Annotated in this window: 17 protein-coding genes; 8 read left to right on the top strand and 9 right to left on the bottom strand. The window is 67.2% G+C overall.

Annotation, left to right across the window (positions count from 1 at the left end; all coding sequences use genetic code 11):
* Window positions 1-71 precede the first annotated feature (71 nt).
* Entirely contained in the window at window positions 72-1,979 is a 1,908-nt protein-coding gene (gene quiC, locus ACVWZ5_RS23890; RefSeq protein ID WP_084943206.1) for a 3-dehydroshikimate dehydratase QuiC, read from the bottom strand.
* Window positions 1,980-2,388: 409 nt separating this feature from the next.
* Here quiC and ACVWZ5_RS23885 point away from each other — a divergent pair, with 409 nt between their 5' ends.
* Window positions 2,389-3,762: an MFS transporter gene (locus ACVWZ5_RS23885; RefSeq protein WP_062574363.1), complete on the top strand. Its 1,374-nt coding sequence runs from the start codon at window positions 2,389-2,391 to the stop codon at window positions 3,760-3,762.
* A 119-nt stretch (window positions 3,763-3,881) separates the two neighbouring features.
* Here ACVWZ5_RS23885 and ACVWZ5_RS23880 read toward each other — a convergent pair whose 3' ends face one another.
* Entirely contained in the window at window positions 3,882-5,225 is a 1,344-nt protein-coding gene (locus ACVWZ5_RS23880) for an OprD family porin (RefSeq protein ID WP_457340904.1), read from the bottom strand.
* Between the two features lie 278 nt (window positions 5,226-5,503).
* Here ACVWZ5_RS23880 and ACVWZ5_RS23875 point away from each other — a divergent pair, with 278 nt between their 5' ends.
* The gene (locus ACVWZ5_RS23875; RefSeq protein ID WP_062574365.1) at window positions 5,504-5,827 is read left to right on the top strand and encodes a DUF2790 domain-containing protein; all 324 of its coding nucleotides are present in this window, start codon (window positions 5,504-5,506) and stop codon (window positions 5,825-5,827) included.
* A gap of 1 nt (window position 5,828) precedes the next feature.
* On the opposite strand, the gene ACVWZ5_RS23870 is transcribed toward ACVWZ5_RS23875, so the two are convergent.
* Both ACVWZ5_RS23870 and ACVWZ5_RS23865 read right to left on the bottom strand, forming a co-directional pair.
* Window positions 5,829-6,983: a GGDEF domain-containing protein gene (locus tag ACVWZ5_RS23870; RefSeq protein WP_213883788.1), complete on the bottom strand. Its 1,155-nt coding sequence runs from the start codon at window positions 6,981-6,983 to the stop codon at window positions 5,829-5,831.
* A gap of 120 nt (window positions 6,984-7,103) precedes the next feature.
* Window positions 7,104-7,988: a LysR substrate-binding domain-containing protein gene (locus ACVWZ5_RS23865; protein ID WP_301143943.1), complete on the bottom strand. Its 885-nt coding sequence runs from the start codon at window positions 7,986-7,988 to the stop codon at window positions 7,104-7,106.
* Window positions 7,989-8,092: 104 nt separating this feature from the next.
* On the opposite strand from ACVWZ5_RS23865, the gene ACVWZ5_RS23860 reads away from it, so the two are divergent.
* The 5 genes from ACVWZ5_RS23860 to ACVWZ5_RS23840 all read left to right on the top strand — a co-directional run bounded on the left by ACVWZ5_RS23860 (window position 8,093) and on the right by ACVWZ5_RS23840 (window position 13,677).
* Window positions 8,093-9,049 carry a DMT family transporter gene (locus ACVWZ5_RS23860; RefSeq protein ID WP_457340903.1) on the top strand — a complete coding sequence of 319 codons (957 nt, stop codon included), beginning with the start codon at window positions 8,093-8,095 and terminating at the stop codon, window positions 9,047-9,049.
* A 117-nt stretch (window positions 9,050-9,166) separates the two neighbouring features.
* Window positions 9,167-10,003 (top strand): glutathione-dependent disulfide-bond oxidoreductase, encoded by an 837-nt coding sequence (gene yghU, locus ACVWZ5_RS23855; RefSeq protein ID WP_062574368.1) that lies wholly within the window; start codon window positions 9,167-9,169, stop codon window positions 10,001-10,003.
* Between the two features lie 203 nt (window positions 10,004-10,206).
* Complete coding sequence (locus tag ACVWZ5_RS23850) at window positions 10,207-11,910, top strand: amidase (RefSeq protein WP_062574369.1); 1,704 nt, start codon at window positions 10,207-10,209, stop codon at window positions 11,908-11,910.
* 141 nt (window positions 11,911-12,051) lie between these two features.
* Window positions 12,052-12,747, top strand: a complete 696-nt coding sequence (locus ACVWZ5_RS23845) for a helix-turn-helix transcriptional regulator (RefSeq protein ID WP_062574370.1) — start codon at window positions 12,052-12,054, stop codon at window positions 12,745-12,747.
* Window positions 12,748-12,762: 15 nt separating this feature from the next.
* The gene (locus ACVWZ5_RS23840) at window positions 12,763-13,677 is read left to right on the top strand and encodes a pyridoxal-phosphate dependent enzyme (protein WP_062574371.1); all 915 of its coding nucleotides are present in this window, start codon (window positions 12,763-12,765) and stop codon (window positions 13,675-13,677) included.
* A gap of 223 nt (window positions 13,678-13,900) precedes the next feature.
* Here ACVWZ5_RS23840 and ACVWZ5_RS23835 read toward each other — a convergent pair whose 3' ends face one another.
* From ACVWZ5_RS23835 to ACVWZ5_RS23815, 5 genes are all read right to left on the bottom strand, one after another.
* Window positions 13,901-15,313: a DOPA decarboxylase gene (locus ACVWZ5_RS23835; RefSeq protein WP_457340902.1), complete on the bottom strand. Its 1,413-nt coding sequence runs from the start codon at window positions 15,311-15,313 to the stop codon at window positions 13,901-13,903.
* Between the two features lie 81 nt (window positions 15,314-15,394).
* A complete protein-coding gene (locus tag ACVWZ5_RS23830) occupies window positions 15,395-16,339 on the bottom strand; it encodes a LysR family transcriptional regulator (protein WP_062574373.1) in 945 nt (314 codons plus the stop codon).
* 87 nt (window positions 16,340-16,426) lie between these two features.
* Entirely contained in the window at window positions 16,427-17,137 is a 711-nt protein-coding gene (locus ACVWZ5_RS23825) for a YebC/PmpR family DNA-binding transcriptional regulator (RefSeq protein ID WP_084943191.1), read from the bottom strand.
* A gap of 105 nt (window positions 17,138-17,242) precedes the next feature.
* Window positions 17,243-18,634, bottom strand: coding sequence for an FAD-dependent oxidoreductase (locus ACVWZ5_RS23820; protein ID WP_186600384.1), 1,392 nt, complete (start codon window positions 18,632-18,634; stop codon window positions 17,243-17,245).
* A 14-nt stretch (window positions 18,635-18,648) separates the two neighbouring features.
* Window positions 18,649-19,965 carry an MFS transporter gene (locus ACVWZ5_RS23815; RefSeq protein ID WP_028688728.1) on the bottom strand — a complete coding sequence of 439 codons (1,317 nt, stop codon included), beginning with the start codon at window positions 19,963-19,965 and terminating at the stop codon, window positions 18,649-18,651.
* Between the two features lie 245 nt (window positions 19,966-20,210).
* Here ACVWZ5_RS23815 and ACVWZ5_RS23810 point away from each other — a divergent pair, with 245 nt between their 5' ends.
* A complete protein-coding gene (locus ACVWZ5_RS23810; RefSeq protein WP_028688727.1) occupies window positions 20,211-21,080 on the top strand; it encodes a LysR substrate-binding domain-containing protein in 870 nt (289 codons plus the stop codon).
* Window positions 21,081-21,398: the final 318 nt, after the last annotated feature.

The following is a 21,398-nucleotide window of genomic DNA, read 5'->3' as shown; positions in this document are numbered from 1 at the left end:
TATCCGTGAGCCGGGCGGTGCAGGGAAGCGTGGTGTTGTGAGCGGCTGCCGCCCCGCGATGGGACCCTGATTTACAACACCGCCGTGCGTGCCGCCCCGCTGCGCGCCTTGGCCATCGCCGCCAGGCGCACCGCGACGTTGGCCGCGCCATAGCCGGCGTAACCGCCCTTGCGCTGCAGGACCTCGAAGAAGAAGCGCCCTTCGAACGGCTCGGTGTACACATGGAACAGCTCGCCGCCCTGGGCATCGCGGTCGTACAGCACGTTGTAGTACGCCAGCTCGCTGAGGAACTCGTCATCGAACTCGAAGCGCGCCGCCAGGTCGTCGTAGTAGTTCAGCGGGATCTCCAGCAACGGCACACCGGCCTCCTTGGCCCGGGCCACCTCAGCGAAGATGTCGTCGCAGTCGAAGGCGACATGGTGCACGCCCGAGCCGCGATAGCTGTCCAGGGCATGGGCGATGGCGGTGTTGCGGTTCTCCGAGATGTTCAACGGCAGCCGCAGGCTGGCGCAGTGACTGCGCAGGGCACGGCTCTTGACCAGGCCATAGGGGTCAGGCAGCACCACCTCGTCGTCGGCGGTGAAATCGAACAGGCTCTTGTAGAACAGCACCCAGCTGTCCAGCGCCTCGGCCGGCAGCGCCAGGGCCATGTGGTCGATGCGCTTGAGTCCGCCGCTGGCCCGGGCGTTCTGATCCAGGTGGAAATCGATGTCGTAAAGGCTCGGGCCGTCGGCGTCCGGCTCCACCAGGTACAGCAGGCTGCCGTCGGGCGCGCGCACCGCCGGGATCTCTCGCTCGTTGGGACCGACCAGGCCACGGAACGGCTGGCCACGGTAGGCGGTGGCGCGCCGCAGCGCGGCCTGGCCGTCATTCACCCGCAGCGCCGTGGCGCACAACGACGGGCCATGGGCCTCGAAAAAGTTGTGGGCGAACGAGTAAGGTTCGGCGTTGAGCACGATGTTGATATCGCCCTGGCACAGCAGGCGCACCGCCTTGCTGCGATGTTCGCCGGCCTCGGCGAAGCCCAGGCGCTTGAGCCACCCACCCAGGCGCGCGCCGACCGCCTCGTCGACGGCGAACTCGATGAACTCCACGCCGTCGTAACGGCTTGCGCCAGGCGGCGCGAACAGCACGCCGGGCTCGACGGCGCGGGCCTCACGCTCCAGCTCAACGCGGGTCTTTTCTTCGAGGTACAGCAGCGAGCGCAAGCCGTCGGCGGCGTTCTGCCGGGGCGGTGCCGCGCGGAAACCGTCGTTGAAGACCTCCAGCGATAGCGGACCGCGGTAGCCGGTGGCCAGGATCGGCGCGAGAAAACCCGCCAGGTCCATCTCGCCCTGCCCCGGGAAGCAACGGAAATGCCGGCTCCACTCCAGCACGTCCATTGCCAGGATCGGCGCGTCGGCCATTTGCACGAAGAAGATCTTCTCGCCGGGGATATCGCGAATGCCGCTGGGGTCGCCCTTGATCGACAGGGTGTGGAAGCTGTCGAGGATCACCCCCAGCGCCGGGTGGTCCGCCTGGCGCACCAGGCTCCATACCTGCTGCCAGGTGTTGACGTGGCGGCCCCAGGCCAGGGCCTCGTAGCCGATGCGCAGGCCGCGGGCGCCGGCATGCTCGGCGAGCAGGCGCAGGTCGTCCACCAGCAGTTGTTCGTCGCCCAGCGCGTCAGGCTGGACGTTGCTGCACACCAGCACCAGGTCGGTGCCCAGCTCCTGCATCAGGTCGAACTTGCGCTCGGCGCGGTCGAGGTTCTTGTGCAGACGGTCACGAGGACAGCCCTCGAAGTCGCGAAACGGCTGGAACAAGGTGATCGCCAACCCCAGGTCCGTGCACAGCTGGCGGATCTCGCGGGGGCTGCCGGCGTAGTACAGCAGGTCGTTCTCGAAGATCTCGACGCCGTCAAACCCTGCGGCGGCGATGGCTTCGAGTTTTTCCGGCAAAGTGCCGCTCAAGGAAACGGTGGCGATCGAACGGTGCATGGCGGATGTTCCTTGTTATTGAAAGAGGCGGCTGGTCAGGCCCTGGCACGATCGATTATTCGCAGGTAAAGTCGCCCCGGCAACGAGCTTTGTACGAAACAGTTAGTTTTTGTTCGATTATCGAACAAAACCCGTTCCGGCGAATTGATTCACCCACCCCCGTGAACAACCATGAACACCAGTCGCAGGCCCGTCGGCCCTTCTCGCTGCCACGCCGCTCGTTCGGCGGGCCCTGCGCTGCAACGCCCAACGTCACCACATAATAAGTTCAAGAAAACGGGTACCGACCTATGCACACCTTGCTCGCCCTGCGATCCGCACCGCCGCGTTCGTCTTCTCCCTACAGCCCCGTTGCCGTGCCCTGCGCGCGCTGACCATCCGGCCCCCTGACAAGAACAACGGAGACAACATGGCCCGCTCAAGCTCCCAAGCCAAGAAAGCCACCGCCAGCGGATGGATCGGCTCTGCCCTCGAGTACTACGACTTCTTCATCTACGCCCAGGCCGCGGCGCTGATCTTCCCGCAGATCTTCTTCCCCTCCACCGACCCGAAGATGGCCATCATTGCCTCGCTGGCCACCTACGGCGTGGGTTACCTGGCACGCCCGCTCGGCGCCTGCGTGCTCGGCCACTGGGGCGACACTCGCGGGCGCAAGAACGTGCTGCTGCTGTGCATGTTCCTGATGGGCCTGTCGACCATGGCCGTCGGCCTGCTGCCCACCTACCACGACATCGGCCTGCTGGCCCCGGCGCTGCTGGTGGTGCTGCGCCTGATCCAGGGCTTCGCCGTGGCCGGCGAGATCTCCGGGGCCAGCTCGATGATCATGGAGCACGCGCCGTTCGGCCGCCGCGGCTACTACGCCAGCTACACCCTGCAAGGCGTGCAGGCCGGCCAGGTGATGGCGGCGGCGGTGTTCCTGCCGCTGGCCTACTTCATGCCCAGCGAGGCCTTCAACGAGTGGGGCTGGCGCATCCCGTTCCTGATGAGCGCGGTGGTGCTGATCGCCGGCTTCATCATCCGCAAGGAGGTGCACGAGACCCCGGCCTTCGTCCAGGAGGAGAAACTGGACAAGGTCGCCAAGTCGCCGATCGGCGAAGCCTTCCGCCACAGCTGGAAGCACATGGTGCTGGTGATGTTCATGGCGCTGATGAACGTGATTCCGGTGGTTGCCACCATCTTCGGCGCGGCCTACGCGGTGCAGCCGGCCTACGGCATCGGTTTCGACAAGAGCGTGTACCTGTGGATCCCGGTGGTGGGCAATATCGTCGCGGTGCTGGTGATCCCCTTCGTCGGCAACCTGTCCGACCGCATCGGCCGCCGCCCGACCATGATCGCCGGCTGCCTGGGCTCGGGCCTGCTGGCCTTCGTCTACCTGTACGCGATCAGCATCCAGAATGTGCCGCTGGCCTTCGCCGCCTCGATCCTCATGTGGGGCATGGTCTACCAGGGCTACAACGCAGTGTTCCCAAGCTTCTACCCGGAGCTGTTCCACACCCGCTACCGCGTCTCGGCCATGGCCATCGCGCAGAACATCGGCACCATGATCACCGCCATGCTGCCGGCGCTGTTCGCCGCCGTGGCGCCTCCGGGCTCGGAGCATATCTGGCTGGTGGTCGGCGGCCTGGCGTTCCTGGTCACCTGCGTATGCGCATTCGCCGCCTACCTGGCGCCGGAGACCCATCGCCTGGCCATGGAAGACCTGGGCAACCCGCAGGCAAGGCCAATGGAGCGGGAGGCTTATGAAGCCAGTCGCAAAGGCAGCCTGAAAGCGTTCGGCCATTGAGGCCAACGCCCCACGGCTTTGAGTTCAGGCCCGCTGAAAAAAAGACGCCTCGTTCGAGGCGTCAATACATTCACCTGTAACCAAAGGAGCACAGGGGCTTCAAGGTGAATAGGGGTTGATCAGAGAATCGACAGCGGGTACTCGACGATCACCCGCACCTCGTCCAGGTCCGACTCAAAGGCCGTGGCCCGGGTGGTGGCCTGACGCACGCGCAGCGACAGGTCCTTGGCCGCGCCGGTCTGCACCACGTACTTGACCTCGATGTCGCGCTCCCAGCGCTTCTGGTCGGTAAGCGGATCGCCGTTGTCGTCGCGGCGCATGTAGTAGGCGTTGGCGTGGCTGTAGTCGGCGTCGCTGCCCCGGCCATAGCGGGTCATGAACGACAGCCCCGGCACGCCGTAGGCGGCCATGTTCAGGTCGTAGCGCAGCATCCACGAGCGCTCCTTGGGCGAGTTGAAGTCGCTGTACTGGATGGAGTTGTCGAGGAAGATCGAGTCGGACTGGCGCAGGTAGTCGAAATCGTCGTCGCCGTTGTTGCGCTGGTGGGTCAGCGCCACGGTGTGGGCGCCGTAGCGTACGCCGAACCTGGCGCTCCAGATGTCGTTGTCGAACTGCCCCAGGCGCTGACGCCCCTCGTCCTTGGCGTTGTAGAAATTGAATCCGCCGATCAACGCCAGCTCGTCCGACAGCGGCCAGGTCACGCTGGTGCCGGCGTAGTACTGGTTCCATACATCCTTGAGACGGCTGCCGAACAGGCTCACGCTGACGTTTTCGTTGATCGCGTAGTCGCCACCGCCATAGGCGATCCATGGCGAGTCCACCGGGCCGCCGTAGAAGGTCACGAAGTTCTCGCGCAGGTCGCTGGACACCGGCTGGCTCATGGCGTGCAGGCGCCCGGCCTGCAGCGTCAGGCCTTGCAGGCTGGTGTTCTCCAGGGTCACCCCGCGAAAGCTTTCCGGCAGCAGCCGCGAGTCGCCAGCGGCGACCACCGGGTTGACCGGGAACACATCGCCCACCCGCAGCACGGTGTCGAACAGGCGCACCTTGGCCGCGCCGCCGACCTTGCTGCATTCGTCGCGGGCCTGGCCATCACGGTCCACCGGCAGCACGTCGAACGAGCTGCGCCCGCCGTTGCGCCCGCCACCGGTGTCGAGCTTGAGACCGAGCATGGCGAAGGCATCCACGCCGACGCCCAGCGTGCCCTGGGTGAAGCCGGATTCGAAGCGGGTGATGATGGCGTGGGCCCAGGCTTCGGAGTAGCCGTTGTCACTGGCCTTGCCGGGGTTGTAGGTGGGGGCGTAACCGTCGCGATGGTCACGATTGAAGTAGTAATTGCGGTTGAGCACGCTCAGGCGGCTGCCCTCGATGAACCCTTCCTGCTGTGCTTGCGCGGCCGAGGCCACCGGGCCAAAGCCGGCCAGGGCCAGCAGGGCGGCCAGGGAAAGTGTTGGATTGCTTGTCATCCGTTGCTCCTTCGATTGCGGCTGTTCTTGTTCTCGGGCCTTGGCGCTGGAGCGTCCCTGGTCTGGCCAGGTGCATGCGCGCCCAGCCCCGTTGGCCGAGCCTGATGCTCGCCGCCGGCGGATAACGGGAAGGTGATGGGAGGATTACAATCGTGTCATTCACGGCCGCGGGATCGGCATCCACGGCCACCTTTCATATCTGTAACCCGGGCGTCATGCCGCTGTCGGCTGCCCGTCGCTAGCGTGGACTGCGAAACGAACCTTTCGGAGACACGCACATGCTACGACCGCCCCTGATCGCCGCCCTGCTGGCGCTTTCCCTTTCGGCCCAGGCCACGGGCTTTTCCAGGCAAGACAACGAGCAGCTGCTCGAGGACCATCAGCAGGCCGTGGCGGCCTACGCGGCGCAACGCGCCAAGCCGATGCCGGAGATCGTCGACTATCGCTATGGCATGAAGCTCGACGTTGCCCGCCTGGTGCGCCAGTCGGGCGACCCGCGCACCTGCGAGGTGGTGCCCCGGCTGATGACCTTCGAGGACAGCCAGGGCACCCTGCGCACCGTGCGCTACTCGGTGCAGTCGCAATGCATCAACAACAAGTAGCTCAGCCGCGCAGCCCGTCCACCAGTTGCAGGCTGTTGCGCCCGCCACGCTTGGAGGCGTACAGCAGCACGTCACCCTGCTCGATCAGGGCCGCCAGGCTGGCCGGTGGCCGGTCGAACAGGTTGGCGCCGATGCTCAGGGTCACCGCCTCCGGGGTGCGGAACGACTGTTCGGCCGTGGCCTGGAACTGCCGGCGCAAGGCATCGGCCAGCTGCTCGATGGCCTGGCGCGAAGCATCACCCAGCAGGATGACGAACTCGTCACCGCCGAGGCGCGCGGCGATCGCCCGCTCCGGCAGCAACGCCCGGATCATCTCGCTCAAGGCCACCAGCAGGCGGTCGCCGGCGGCATGGCCGTGCAGGTCGTTGACCAACTTGAAGTGGTCGATGTCGATCAGCAGCAAGGCGCCCGGACGTTGCGCCGAGACCTCCTTGAGCAGGTTCGCCGCCCGTACCTCCAGGGCGCGACGGTTGTACAGCGCGGTCAACGGATCACGCGCGGCCAGGCGCTCGATGCGCTCTTCGCGGCGGTAACGCACGGTGCCGGTCATCGACAGGGCGATCAGCATGATCGCCATGGCGCCCTCCAGCAGCGACGCCTGGATGATCTGCCCACGGAACGCCGTGAGGTCGATCAGTGTCCCTGGCAGCAGCGCCGGCAAGGTCTTGGCCAGGTAGAACAGGCCGTGCAGCAGCAGGATATAGCGCAACTGGACCGCCCCCACGCTGAGGGACTTGCCGTGCGGGCGCAGCAACGCGCTGGCGTACAGGGTAAAGCCGGCGACCAGCAGCGAGTTGAGCACCAGGAAAGTCTTCGACCACAGCGGCCATTGCGGCAGCAGCAGCAGGCTCGCCCAGAGCAGCGGCGCCAGGTAGCAGGCCCGTGACAGGCGCGTCTCGGTGAAGCGCGAAACCCCCAGCAAAAACAACCAGTGGGCGGCGACCAGCATGCCATTGGCGAACCAGATGCCGATGAACAGATAGCCGCTGCCGCGCAGCAATGCAAGCGAGGAGCCGACGCTGATGGTGGCGAAGCTGGCGCTCCAGCACAGCAAGGAAGACTCACGTACGCTGATCCACTCCACCGCCAGGTACAAGGCGGCGACTGCGGCCAGGGCGATGGAGAGGGTCAGCAGGGTGCAAGCGTCGAACGCCATGGGTGGGTGTGGCCTGTGAATTACCGTTCAGAGCGCTGATTGTATGCGCTGGCCGGCATTTGCACAGGCACATTTGATATCCAAATGATGGCATTCTGACGGACGATCCATCCGCCCGCGCTATTGCCCGGAAAGGAAGCTCACCAATTGCCGCCCATGGGAGCTCAGCGTCTCCCAACCACGGATGCAGATGCGCAGCTCCAGGGTCGCCCAGCGCTCCTCCAAAGCCACCCGGCGTACCGCCAGTTCCTGTTCGGCGCGCACTGCGGCGGTCTCGGGCAGCATGGCGATGCCGGCGTGCTGGGCCACCAGTTGGGCGATGGCTTCAAAGCTGGGGGCACGCACCCGCACCTTCAGCGGCATGGCCAGGTTCATCGCCAGTTCCTCGACAAAACGCTGCATGGCGCGCTCGGCCGGCAGGCAGACGAAGGGAAAACCCAAGGCATCCGCGAGACGCAGCTGGCCGCGGCCGGACAACGGGTGATCGACCGGCACCAGCAACACCAGGCGTTCGGTGCGAAACGGCAGCGACACCAGGCCGTCATTGACCAGGTTGCCGTCGTACACGCCGATCTCGCACTCCCCGGCCAGCACCACGCGCAGCACATCGATGCTCTTGTGCTCGACCAGTTGCAGGTCCACCTCCGGGTAGTCGGCCAGGAACGGCCCGAGCACCGCCGGCAGCAAGGTGCTGTTGGTCACCGTGGAGGCCGCCAGGTGCAGGGTGATGCGCCGCTGGCCGGCAAGTTCGTTGAGGGTGTCGTGCAGCTTCTGCGCCTCGCCCAACACGCCGCGCGCCGACTCCAGCACCAGGCGCCCGGCAGGCGTCAGCTGCATGCCGTCGGCCTTGCGCAGGAACAGGGTCAAGCCACAGCGCGCCTCGAACAGGCGCAGCCGGGTGCTGGCGGCCGATACCGCCACCGGGAAGGTCGCCGCCGCCTTGCTCAGGCTGCCGGTCGCGGCAATGGCCGCGAGCAGGCGCAGGTCCGCGAGGTCGAAGTGCATCAAGGCTTCTCCAAATCAGAACGCCATGTTCGAAAAAAAGCGATTCTAGCCTGCCTGTGTTCTGCGCAGAATAAGCCACGCCCCCTAGCCGTCACGGACCTGTCATGACCCGCCTGCCCGCCCCGCTCCACCGCGCCCTCGCCAACGGCAGCCTGTATGCCGTGCTCGCGGCCCTGGGTTTCAGCTTCAAGGCCATCTTCGTCAAGCTCGCCTATGCCGCAGGCCCGGTGGACGCCATCAGCCTGCTGGCGCTGCGCATGGCCTTGTCGCTGCCGCTGTTCGCCTGGCTGGTGTGGGCCAGTCGTGGCCAGGGCGGTGCGCCGCTGAGCGCCGGCGATGGCCTGCGGGTTGCCCTGCTTGGCCTGTTCGGCTACTACCTGGCCAGCCTGTTCGACTTCTATGGGTTGCAGTTCATCAGCGCCGGCCTGGAGCGCCTGATCCTGTTCACCTACCCGACCCTGGTGCTGGTGATCCAGGCCGTCGTCCAACGCGAACGCCCCACCCTGCGCACGCTGGCGGCCATGGGCCTGTGCTACCTGGGGCTGGGCATCGCCTTCGTGCATGACATCGCCAGCGCGGGCACCGGCAACCAGGTGCTGGTCGGCTCGCTGTGGGTGTTCGCCAGCGCGGTGACCTATGCCCTGTACTATTCCGGCACCGGGATGATGCTCAAGCGCATGAACTCGATGCGCCTGGCCGGCCTGTGCGGCAGCGCCTCGTCGTTGATGGTGCTGGCCCATTACCTGCTGGTGGCGGATGTCGCGCCGTTGCTGCAACAGCCCAGCGCGGTGTGGCTCAACGCGGCGCTGATGGCGTTGTTCTCCACGGTGCTGCCGATCTACTGGGTGGCCCTGGCGATCCAGCGCATGGGGCCCACGCACACGGCCGCGGTGGGCAACCTGGGGCCGGTGCTGACCATGCTGGCCTCGTGGCTGATCCTCAGCGAGGCGGTTTCGCTGTACCAGGTGGCCGGGCTGGTGCTGGTGCTGTTCGGCGTGTCGCGGCTCAAGCCTGCGAAGAAACCCGAGGCCCAGGCCGCAGCCCCTGCACGGTCCGTGTAGGAGCGCCCTTTCGCGACACAAGGCCGCTCCCACGAAGCGCATGTCGCGCTTGTGGCTATTGGCGAATCCATGGCATAGAAGCAGTCAACCCGCATTGCGCCCCCCTGGAGATTCCCCATGAGCAAGCCCTACGTTCCGCCCAAGGTCTGGACCTTCGAGGCGCCCTCCGGCGGCCAGTTCGCCAGCATCAACCGTCCGGTGGCCGGCCCCACCCACGACAAGCCGCTGCCCACCGGCGCGCACCCGCTGCAGCTGTACTCACTGGCCACGCCCAACGGCGTCAAGGTCACCATTCTCCTGGAAGAACTGCTGGCCCTCGGCCACAGCGATGCCGAATACGACGCCTGGCTGATCCGCATCGGCGAGGGCGACCAGTTCGGCAGCGGCTTCGTGCAGGTCAATCCCAACTCGAAGATCCCCGCCCTGCTCGACCGCAGCGTCGAACCGCCGGTGCGGGTGTTCGAGTCCGGTTCGATCCTGCTGTACCTGGCGGAAAAGTTCGGCGCCTTCCTGCCCAAGGACCTGGCCGCGCGCACCGAAAGCCTCAACTGGCTGTTTTGGCAGATGGGCTCGGCGCCTTACCTGGGCGGCGGTTTCGGCCACTTCTACGTCTACGCGCCGGAAAAGTTCGAGTACGCCATCAACCGCTTCACCATGGAAGCCAAGCGCCAGCTCGATGTGCTCGACCGTCGCCTGGGCGAAAGCGCCTACCTGGGCGGCGACGCCTACAGCATCGCCGACATCGCCGTGTGGCCCTGGTACGGCCAGCTGGTGCGCGGCAACCTGTACGGCGCGGCCGAGTTCCTCGCGGTGCACGAGTACCCGAACGTGCAGCGCTGGGCCGAAGCCATCGCCCAACGCCCGGCGGTGCAGCGCGGCACCCGCGTCAACCGCACCTGGGGCGAGGAAGCCAGCCAGGTGGCGGAGCGCCACGCGGCCAGCGACCTGGAGTGATCCTGCCACCCCACACACCGCGACGCGAGCACCTCATCCGTGTTGTCTATGCCTCGAGGGGCATAGGCAACCGCGCACACCGCCCCGCCGTTCGATTGCCTGGCTGCAACCAACCATTTCCCCGCTGCATGCCTGCGCCCAGCAGGACCTTCTTGCTACACTCGCCGCCATGATTTTTCCACCTGCACAACTGTGGTGACAGCATGATCGAGGTAACCGAGGTTTCCATTGCCGAGCTGCGCGACGCGCTCGAGTCCGGGCGCACGACCGCCGTCGAGTTGGTCAAGGCCTACCTGGCGCGCATCGACGCCTACGATGGCAAGGACACCGCCACCGCACTCAATGCCGTGGTCGTGCGCAACCCTGACGCGCTCAAGGAGGCCGAAGCCTCCGACGCCCGCCGTGCCCGCGGCGAGACCCTCGGCCCGCTGGACGGCATTCCCTACACTGCCAAGGACAGCTACCTGGTCAAGGGCCTGACCGCCGCCTCCGGCAGCCCGGCGTTCAAGGACCTGGTCGCCCAGCGCGATGCCTTCACCGTCGAGCGCCTGCGCGCCGGCGGCGCCATCTGCCTGGGCAAGACCAACATGCCGCCGATGGCCAACGGCGGCATGCAGCGCGGCGTCTATGGCCGCGCCGAAAGCCCGTACAACGCCGCCTACCTGACCGCGCCCTTCGCCTCCGGCTCGTCCAACGGCGCCGGCACCGCCACCGCCGCCAGCTACAGCGCCTTCGGCCTGGCCGAGGAAACCTGGTCCAGTGGCCGTGGCCCGGCCTCGAACAACGGCCTGTGCGCCTACACCCCGTCGCGCGGGGTGATCTCGGTGCGCGGCAACTGGCCGCTGACACCGACCATGGACGTGGTCGTGCCCTATGCCAGGACCATGGCCGACCTGCTGGAAATCCTCGACGTGGTGGTGGCCGACGACAGCGACACCCGCGGCGACCTGTGGCGCCTGCAGCCATGGGTGCCGATTCCGGCCGCCTCGAGCGTGCGCCCCCGCTCGTACCTGGACCTGGCCGTAGGCGCCGAGTCGCTCAAAGGCAAGCGCTTCGCCGTGCCACGCATGTACATCAACGCCGACCCCGACGCAGGCACCTCGGAAAAACCCGGCATCGGCGGCCCGACCGGCCAGCGCATCAACACCCGCGCCAGCGTGATCGAACTGTGGCAGCAGGCGCGCCAGGCCCTGGAAGCGGCCGGCGCCGAAGTGGTCGAGACCGACTTCCCGCTGGTGTCCAACTGCGAGGGCGATCGCCCGGGCGCGCCGACCGTGTTCACCCGCGGCATCGTCAGCAAGGAGTTCCTCCATGACGAACTGTGGGAACTGTCCGGCTGGGCCTTCGACGATTTCCTGCGCGCCAACGACGATCCCAAGCTCAACCGCCTGGCCGATGTCGACGGCCCGCAGATCTTCCCCCACGACCCGGGCACCCTGCCCAACCGTGAGGACGACCTGGCCGCCGGCATGGACGAATACGTCAACATGGCCAAGCGCGGCCTGAAGACCTGGGACCAGATCGCCACCGTGCCCGATGGCCTGCGCGGCCTGGAAGCCACCCGCAAGCTCGACCTGGAAGACTGGATGGACGCCCAGGGCCTGGACGCGGTGCTGTTCCCCACCGTGGCCGATGTCGGCCCGGCGGACGCCGATGTGAACCCGGAGTCGGCGGACATCGCCTGGAGCAACGGCATCTGGGTGGCCAACGGCAACCTGGCGATCCGTCACCTGGGCGTACCGACCGTGACCGTGCCGATGGGCGTGATGGCCGATATCGGCATGCCGGTGGGGCTGACCTTCGCCGGCAAGGCCTACAGTGACAACGATCTGTTGAAATTCGCTGCTGCCTTCGAGTCGACCGGCTCGCGCCGCATGATCCCGCCGCGTACGCCAAAGCTGGGCTGATTCGCCTGACAACGGGGCCAACTTGCTCCTGCAGCCCGCAGGAGCGGGTTGGCCCCGTTTTCATGTGGGCCAAACAACTGCACTCGCCAGATTCAACTTTTTGTGTAAAATTCAACACATTGTTGAGTCAGGCCCCTTCCCATGCCCTCTCCTACCACCCAGCTAGAACGTCAGCTTACCCTGACTGTTCTCCAGGCCACCCTGCAGGCCTTGGGCAGTGTCGTCCCACGCAACGTCGAGATCCTCCTGCACGACCTCGAACACCCGGAGCACTCGGTGGTGGCGATCGTCAACGGCCATCTTTCCGGTCGCCGGGTCGGCAGCCCGATTCTCGCCGCCCCCGAGCAGGACCAGGGCTTCAAGGCGTTGATGCAGGCTTCGGCCGACCAGCAAGGCTGCGCGCCGGTGGTGCTGCCCGACTACCCCACCACCCTCAAGGGCCGCAGCCTGCGCAGCGCCACGGCAATCTTCCGCGACCGCGACGGCCTGCCCTTCGCCAGCCTGTGCGTGAACACCGACGTCACCGGCCTGGAGGCCGCCATGGCCTTTCTCCAGCACTTCCAGCCACTGGGCGCAGCACCGGCGCCGGCCGACGAGGCGGCCGACATGACCGCGCTGATGGCCGGGATCATCCAGGATGCGCTGCAACGCAGCGGCCAGGGGCGGATGAACAAACAGGCCAAGGTCGAGGCCGTGCGCCTCATGCAAGAGCGCGGCCTGTTCATCGTCAAGGGTGGCGTGGAGAAAGCCGCCGAAGCACTCGGCGTGACCCGCTACACCGTCTACAACTACCTGGAGCAGCTGCGCGGCGAGCCCGCCACGGCTGCCCGCGACTGAACCCCGGAGCCCATCATGCCGCTGCACATTCCTACCCCGCTGATCGAATCCCGCCCGCTGTCCCTGAGCGCCGGCCGCCCGGTGTGGCTCAAGCTCGAAGCCCTGCAACCGTGCGGCTCGTTCAAGCTGCGCGGCGTCGGCCATGCCTGCGAGGTCCACCATGCCCGGGGTGCCCGGCATTTCGTCTCGTCGTCCGGCGGCAATGCCGGCCTGGCGGTGGCCTATGCCGGCCGCAAGCTCGGGGTGCCGGTGACCGTGGTGGTGCCCGAGACCACTACCGAACGGGCCAGGGAACTGCTGCGCCTGGAGGACGCCGGTGTGGTCGTGCGCGGCAGTTCCTGGCAGGAAGCCAATGAGCACGCCCAGACCCTGGTCGGCGCGGACGACGCCTTCATCCATCCGTTCGACGATCCGCTGCTGTGGACCGGCCACGCCAGCATGATCGACGAGGTCGCCGCCGCTGGCTTCAAGCCTGACGCGGTGGTGCTTTCGGTCGGCGGCGGCGGCCTGCTCCGCGGCGTGGTCGAGGGCTTGCAGCGCAACGGCTGGCAGGATGTGCCGGTGCTGGCGGTGGAGACCGATGGCGCAGCGTCGCTGCACGCCGCCATCGCCGCCGGGCACACCGTGGAACTGCCGCGCATCGCCTCGGTGGCCACTTCGCTGGGCGCCAAACGGGTCGCCGAGCAGGCGCTGGCCTGCACCCGCCAGCACCCGGTGCGCAGCCACCTGGTCAGTGACCGTGAAGCCCTCGACGCCTGCGAGCGGCTGCTGCGTGATCATCGCCTGCTGGTGGAACCGGCCTGCGGCGCCGCGCTGGCCCTGCTCGAACAACCCGAGGCCGTGGCCGCCTACGGCAATGTGCTGGTGATCGTCTGCGGCGGCGCCACCGCCACGCTGGAACAGATCCGCGCCTGGCGAGCGGCCTGCTGATTCAGCTGGCATAGCTGAAACCGCGCAGCTGTCGGCAAACACGCTATCGCTATCTTCCGCTTCGGCATGGAGCCCGGCAGCTCGGGGCAGGTCAGGCCCACCCGCGCCTCCACCCAGGCCCAGGCCGACCTGCTGCTGCGCAGCCTGCGCCCGGCGCCATGGCCACCGGGCAGGATCGCCTGATCGCTATATTCATACAGATACAGCGAAACCTGAATGGTGTTTACTCCGCCACCACCGCCTGCAAACGCGCCCACAACTGCTGCACATGTTCACGCTCGGTCGGCAACGCCCCCACCGACACCCGCACCATCCAGCGCCCGTCCAGTGTCGCCGGGGTCACGTAGGCGTCACCCGAGGCGTTGAGGCGCTCGGCCCAGCCGCGGGTGTGGGCATCCAGCGCCTCGCCCTCGAGGCCCGCCGGGCGATGGCGGATGCACAGGGTCTGCAATTGCACCGGCGCCAGCACTTCCCATTGCGGTGCCGACTCGATCTGGGCGGCCAGCCAGCGGGCGTTTTCCAGGTCGCGGCGCAGGCGTTGCTGCAGGGCCTCGATCCCTTCGCTGCGCAGCATGAACCACAGTTTCAGCGCGCGGAACCGACGCCCCAGGGGGATGCCCCAGTCGCGCAGGTTCTTCACCTCGCCATCGACCGCCGACTGCAGGTAGCTGGGGTTGGTGCTCATCACCCGGATCAGGTGCTGCGGATCGCGCACGTAGTAGATCGAGCAGTCGAAGGCCACGCCCAGCCACTTGTGGGCGTTGACCACCACCGAATCGGCTAGCTCGATGCCGTCCCACATCCAGCGGCACTCCGGGAGGATCATCGCCGAACCGGCCATGGCCGAGTCCACGTGCAGCCACAGCTGGTTGGCCTGGGCGATCTCGCCGATCGGGCGCAGCGGGTCCAGCGCGGTGGTGGTGGTGGTGCCGGTGGTGGCGACCACGGCACAGGGCTGGTTGCCGGCGGCCAGGTCCTGCTCGATGGCCTCGCGCAGCGCTTCAGGACGCATGGCGTAGCGGGCGTCGGTGGGGATCAGGCGGATGTTGTCGCGGCCAAAGCCGGCCAACAGCGCGGCCTTGTCCACCGAGCTGTGGGCATGGGCGCTGACATAGACGATCAACGGCCGGGCCTGGGCCTGCAGGCCGCCATGCACCTGGGCGTGGTCGGTGGCGCGCTCGCGGGCGCTGATCAGCGCCACCAGGGTGCTGGTCGAGGCGGTGTCCTGGATCACCCCGCTCCACTGCCCGCTCAGACCCAGCAACTGGCGCAGCCAGTCGAGGGTGGTTTCCTCCAGCTCGCTCAGGGCCGGACTGGACTGCCACGACAGGCCGAGCACGCCCAGGCCGGTGCTGAGGAAGTCGCCGAGCACCGACGACAGGGTGCCGTTGGAGGGGAAGTAACCGTAGAAGTCCGGGTGCTGCCAGTGGGACAGGCCGGGCATCACCAGCTTGTCGACGTCGGCGAGGATGGCTTCGAACGGCTCGCCCTTCTGCGGCGCGCCCTCGGGCAAGGCGGCCTTGAGGTAGCCCGGCTGGACCTGGGCCATGACCGGGCGCTCGCCGACGGTCTGGCGGTAGTCGGCGATCAGGTCGATCAGTTGGTGGCCGTACTGGCGGAATTGTTCGGGTGTCATGCGCGCGCTCCTGGGCGGTGTCCATTGCCCGCAGTCTAGGCGCCTGCCGGTTCGCGAATAACCCCGCTTCGCGCATAGCTGCTATGGCGAAGGCGCATGCCCGCCCTGCACGCCGAACTGCGACTGACGCCACACCTCGAACACCCGGTTGCGCAACCAGCGGTGCTCGGCCGAGGCCTGCAGGCGCTGGTGCCAGACCACCCAATAGCGCTGGGTGTGGTCGATGAAGCCCATCGGCCGCCAGCTCAGGCCATGCAGCCGCGCCAGTTGCCGGGCGATGTGCTCGGGCACCGTGGCCAGGGCCTGGCCATTGCCGAGCACCTGGACCATCGCGCTGAAGAACGGCACCTCCAGGCTGATGCGCCGCTGCAGCCCCTGGGCGCGCAGATGACGGTCGATGAAGCTGTCCTTGTCGCCGCCCCCGGACACCCGCACGTGCTTGAAGGCCAGGTAGTCGTCCTGGCTCAGCTCGGCGCGGGCGTTCAGCGGATGGTCATGACGCATCAGGCACACCGCCCGGTCCTCGCCCAGCAGCCGACCGTGCAGGTTGGGCGGCGACTCGTCGAACAGCGTGGTGGCCAGGTCGATCTCGCCACTGGCAAGCAAGGCATACTGCCCGGCCTGCCAGGTGCGGTACTCCAGCGACACCCCCGGCGCCTCCTGCTCCAGCACCTTGACCAACTGCGGCAGCATGTGTTCGGCCACGTAGTCGGAGGCCGCCAGGCAGAAGCGCCGCTCGCAGCGCGCCGGGTCGAACGCTGCGGGCTGGCGCAAGGCGTTGAGCTCCTCCAGAACCTGGCGCAGCGGTTCGACCAGCGCCTCGGCGTGTTCGCTGAGCACGTAGCCACGACCCTGGCGCACCAGCAGCGGGTCGTCGAAGGCCTCGCGCAGGCTGGCCAGCTGGCGGCTCAGCGCCGATTGGCTGCAGCCCAGGCGCTCGGCGGCGTGGCTGAGGTTCTTCAGCTGCAGGAGGCAGTCGAGGGTGCGCAGGTGGGCGAGGCTGAGGGAGGCGAAGGTGGGGTGCATGGCACAGGTCCGGAAATGATCGCGGGGCAAGCCCGCTCCCACAGAACGTGCTGGGAGTGGGCTTGCCCCGCGAGGATGACGCGCGGATCAGTCGGTCAGGCCGACATAGACGTTCTGCACGTCTTCGTTCTCGTCGATCGCCTCGAGGAAGGCCTCGACCTCGGCCAGCGCTTCGGCGCTCAGGCCGGCGGCGCTCACCGGGTTCTTCGGGGTGTAGCCGATCTTCGCCGAGGTGACGGTGAAGCCATGCTCCGGCAGGGCCTTCTGCACGGCGTCCAGGTCGGTGGTGTCGGTGATGAACAGGGTCGAGCCCTCTTCCGCGCCGTCCTCGAAGTCCTGGGCACCGGCTTCGATGGCCGCCATTTCCGGATCGGCGTCACCTTCCGGGGTGGCCTCGATCAGGCCGACATGGTTGAAGTCCCAGGCCACCGAGCCGCTGGCGCCGAGCTGGCCCTTGCGGAACAGCACGCGGATCTGGGCCACGGTGCGGTTGATGTTGTCGGTCAGGCACTCGACGATCAGCGGCACCTGGTGCGGGGCGAAACCTTCATAGCTGACGGCATGGTACTGCACGGCCTCGCCGTCCAGGCCCGCGCCTTTCTTGATCGCGCGCTCCAGGGTCTCACGGGTCATCGAGGCTTTCTTGGCCTGGACGATGGCCAGGCGCAGGCGCGGGTTCATGTCCGGGTCGGCACCGGACTTGGCAGCGATCTGGATCTCCTTGGCCAGCTTGCCCATGATCTTGCCTTTGGCATTGGCCGCTGTTTCTCTATGTTTGGCTTTCCACTGTGCGCCCATATCGACTCTCTTTGTTTCCGCGGCCGGTTCAGGAAGCGACCGGCCTTAAAGTGGGGAGAGTTTATACGCCCTGCGCGCCGGGTTCGACAAGAAATCGCGTCGGCTTCAGCCCTTGTCCGCCTTCCCCGCCGCCGCCGCGAACTTCGCCAGGCGCACGTCCAGCCGGCGCGGGCGCACGCCACGGTCCTCGGCGCGTTCCTTGCGGCGGATGGCATTGCGCACCAGCAACGACCCCAGGTAGCGCACCGGCTCTGGCGGAAACCGCCCCAGCGGCCCCTTGACCAGCGGCGAGCGGGTCCAGGCGTTGTCCAGCCCCAGTGCCAGCGACGAGAGGATCTGCCCGCCCATGTGGCACGGCCCAACCCCGCTGCCGGAGTAGCCGAAGCCGTAGAACACGTTGCCCTGCCCATCGAGCCGACCGAAGAACGGCAGCCCGGTCACCGAACGGTCCGACGGCCCGTTCCAGCTCGCCGCCAGCGGCACCTCGGCCAGCGCCGGGAAGAACTCGGCCAGGCTTTCGCGCAGCAGCGGCTGGTACGGCGACGGCTGGTCGAACACCGGCAGCATGCGCCCGCCATAAGCAAAGGTGTTGCCGCCCTTGCCGAGCATCAGCCGGCCATCGGAAGTGTTGTGGTAGTAGTGCACGAAGATCCGCGAGTCGAGCACGCTGACGCCGCTGTCCAGGCCGATCCGGCGCAGCAGTTCGGGGCACGGCTCGGTGATCACCATGTCGCTGGAGACGATGGCCACGCTGCGCTCGAACTGCGGGAAGGCGCGCGCCATCCAGGCATTGAGGCCCAGCACCACGCGGTCGGCGCGGACGGTGCCGGCGCGGGTGCGCACCTGCACCGGCGCGCCGTGTTCCAGGCCGGTCATCGCCGTGCCCTCGTGGATGCGCACGCCGCGCTGCAAGGCCACCCGGCGCAGGCCGCGCACCAGCCGCCCCGGCTGCACCGTGGCCGCGGCCGGCGAATACCAGCCCTCCAGGTGTCGTTCGGAACCGGCCAGGCGCTGCACCTGTTCCAGCGCCAGGCGCTGGAACGAGTTGATGCCCTGCTGTTCCAGCGCGGCGATCACCGCATCGGTGCCGCCGAGCTGGGCCTGGTTGGTGGCGGTGTAGAGGGTGCCGTCCATGCGGTAGTCACAGCGGATGCCGTTGGCCGCGCAGAACTCGCCGATGGCGCCGATGCTGCGCTCGGACTCGCGCACCAGGCGCACCGCCTCGGCCACCCCGAACAACCGCTCGAGGGTGAAGTACTTGGCCGACCAGGACAGCGCGCAGCCACCGTTGCGCCCACTGGCCCCGGCGCCGCAGATGTCCGCCTCGAGCAGCAGCACCTCCAGCTGCGGCGCCTGTTCCTTGATCATCAGTGCGGTCCACAAGCCGGTGTAGCCACCGCCGACGATACACACGTCGCAGCGCACGTCACCGGCGAGCGGCGGGCACAGCGCTTCGTCTTCCTGGTCCAGGGCCTGTTGCAGCCAGAAGGGTCTCATCTACTCGCTTTCCTTTAGGTACGCAGTGGCTTGATCGCCATGCTGGTATTGGGTGCCACGTCATTGGCCTGCAGTGCGGTCGCCGGGCGGCTGTTCCAGTGCGGCAGCAGCACCAGGGCGGAGAACAGCGCGGTGCCGGCGAAGACGATGAACACCGTGACGCTGTCGAAATAGCCCGGCAGCAGGCCGCCGAGCACCGCGCCCACCGAGCCGCAGCCGTTGACGAAGCCGGCCGCGGTGGCGCCGGCCTTGGCCGTGCCGAAGTCGATGGCCGCGGCGCCGCTGATCATCGAATCCGGGCCGTACAGGGTCAGGCCCATGACGAACAGCAGGGCCACCACCAGCAGCACGCTGCCGCTGTGCATCGCCGCCATGAAGCCGGCCAGGGTCAGGGTCAGCAGTACCAGGCTGATCACGCAGGCCGGCATGCGTCGGGCACCGAACAGCTTGTCCGAGGCCAGGCCGATGAGGATCGGGCCGAGCAGCCCGGCCAGCTCGAAGGCGGTGGGGATGATCGCCGCGCCGACCTTGCCCACCGACGGCATCTGCTCGAAGACGATCACCGGGCCCCACAGCAGGATGGCGTAGCGGGCCGGTTTGAGCATGAAGTAGGCCAGGCCCAGGGTCAGCACCGTGCGGTTGCGCAGGATCTCGCGCAGCGGCGACCACACGCTGCACAGGTTCGCCCCCGGGGCCATGCTCTGCGGCTCGGGCTCCACCGCCGGCAGGCCGACATCCTCGGGCTTGTTGCGCTGGAAAATGAAGAACAATACCGCCACCGCAGCCACCACCACGGCGCTGGAGAAGAACGCCGCGTGCCAGGTGCCGACCAGGGTGTAGGCCCACCAGCCGGCGAACGGCGAGGCCACCAGGCCGCCAAAGGCGTAGCACGAACTCCACAGCCCCAGCACCCGTCCGCGCTGGGAGGCCGGGAAGAAACTGCCGATGTTCTTGCATAGCCCCGCCCAGCCGGTGGACTGCGCCAGCCCCTGGATCAGCATGCAGGTGGCGAAGATCGGGAAGGTCGCGTAGCTGCCCATCACTACCGCGGCCGCCGCGGAGATCAGCAGCCCGCCGAGCACCACCACGCGGGGGCCGAATCGGTCGGCGAGCATCCCCCAGGTAAACTGGCCCACGGCGTAGGCGGCCAGGTAGATCGCGTCGAGGTTGGCCATGGCGGCCTTGTCGAGCATGAAATTCGGATCCTCGCCGATGCCGAGCTTGGCCACCGAGAAGGCCTTGCGGGTGAAGTAGAAGGCGGCGTAGGCCAGCCAGGTGATCGCGAAGATCTGCACGCGCCAACGCTTGATGGCGCCCAGGGATTGATTCATTGACTCTGACCTCGTGTTTGAGTGTGCCGGCAGAATGTGAAGAAACGCCTGTCTTGTTGTTGTGTTGCGCACTGCGTAACGGAGGGACGTCACCTGGTCAGATGGCGGTGGTGCCGCCATGGCCGACATGCCGCCGCTCGTGGCAGCGTGGTCGGGTTGAAACACATGGAAACAGCTGCTGACTGATAAATAAAATCGATTTATCGTATTTCACACATAAGCCCAGCTTTTAAGTGGAGTGTTCGATGTCGGTCTCCCATGCTCAACTCAAGGCCTTTCATGCGGTCGCCGAACAGGGCAGCTTTACCCGTGCGGCGCAGAAGCTGTTTCTGACCCAGCCGGCGGTGTCCGACCAGGTGCGCAAGCTCGAGGAGCGCTTCGGCGTGCTGCTGTTCCAGCGCAACAAGCGTTCTGTACAACTGACCGACCTGGGCGAGCGCCTGCTGGGCGTGACCCAACGCCTGTTCGCCTGCGAGGCCGAGGCCGTGGAGCTGCTGCAGGACTCCCGCGCCCTGCACACCGGCAGCCTGACCCTGGCGGTGGACGCGCCGGTGCACGTGCTGCCGCAGATCGCCCGGTTCTGTCAGCGCTATCCGGGGATCCAGGTGAAGATCGAGACCGGCAATACCGACGAGTCGCTGGCCCGGCTGTTCAGTTACCAGGCGGACCTGGCCCTGCTCGGGCGCGATGTCGATGATGAGCGGTTGTTCTGCGTGCCGATGCGGCGTGACCCGATGGTGGCGTTTGTCTCGCACAACCACCCGTGGGCCAGCCGGGGGCAGATCAGCCTGGCGGACCTGGACGACACGCCGTTGGTGCTGCGTGAGCCGGGGTCGGTGACGCGGCAGACGCTGGAGGAGGAGATGCAGCGGGCCGGCTTGCGGATTCGACCGGCGATCCAGGTCGAGGGGCGCGAGGCGGCGCGGGAGGCGGTGGTGGTGGGGATTGGCGTTGGGGTTGTTTCGGCGGCGGAGTTTGGGGCTGATGCGAGGGTTTGTGCTTTGCCGATTGTGGATTGTCGGCGGCATTTGACTGAGACGCTGGTTTGTTTGAGTGAGCAGAGGATGCGGCGGGTGGTGGGTACGTTTTTGGAGATGGTTTTGGAGGGGGTTTAGGGCTGGGGCTGGGGCTGGGGCTGGGGCTGGGGCTGGGGCTGGGGCTGGGGCTGGGGCTGGGGCTTTAGTGATTGTTTTGGTTTTTGTGTGCGCATTCGTAGACGATAGCGACATTTAGTCACCTTTCCGCCCTTACGGCGGGTTACTTTGGTCTTGGCCAAAGTAACCAAAGCCGCCCCGCTCCGTTCATCCGGCCCCTACGCTGCGCTCCGGGGTTCCCTCCCTCCGTTCTTGCTCCCGGGAGGACCGCGCTGAACGCCCCATCCTGGGGCGCAGCGCTTGACGGGCATCCATGCCCGTCACCTCCCTCCGCAAGAA

It is taken from the genome of Pseudomonas sp. TE6283, from assembly GCF_054060555.1.
This window is presented reverse-complemented; position numbering and strand designations above follow the sequence as displayed.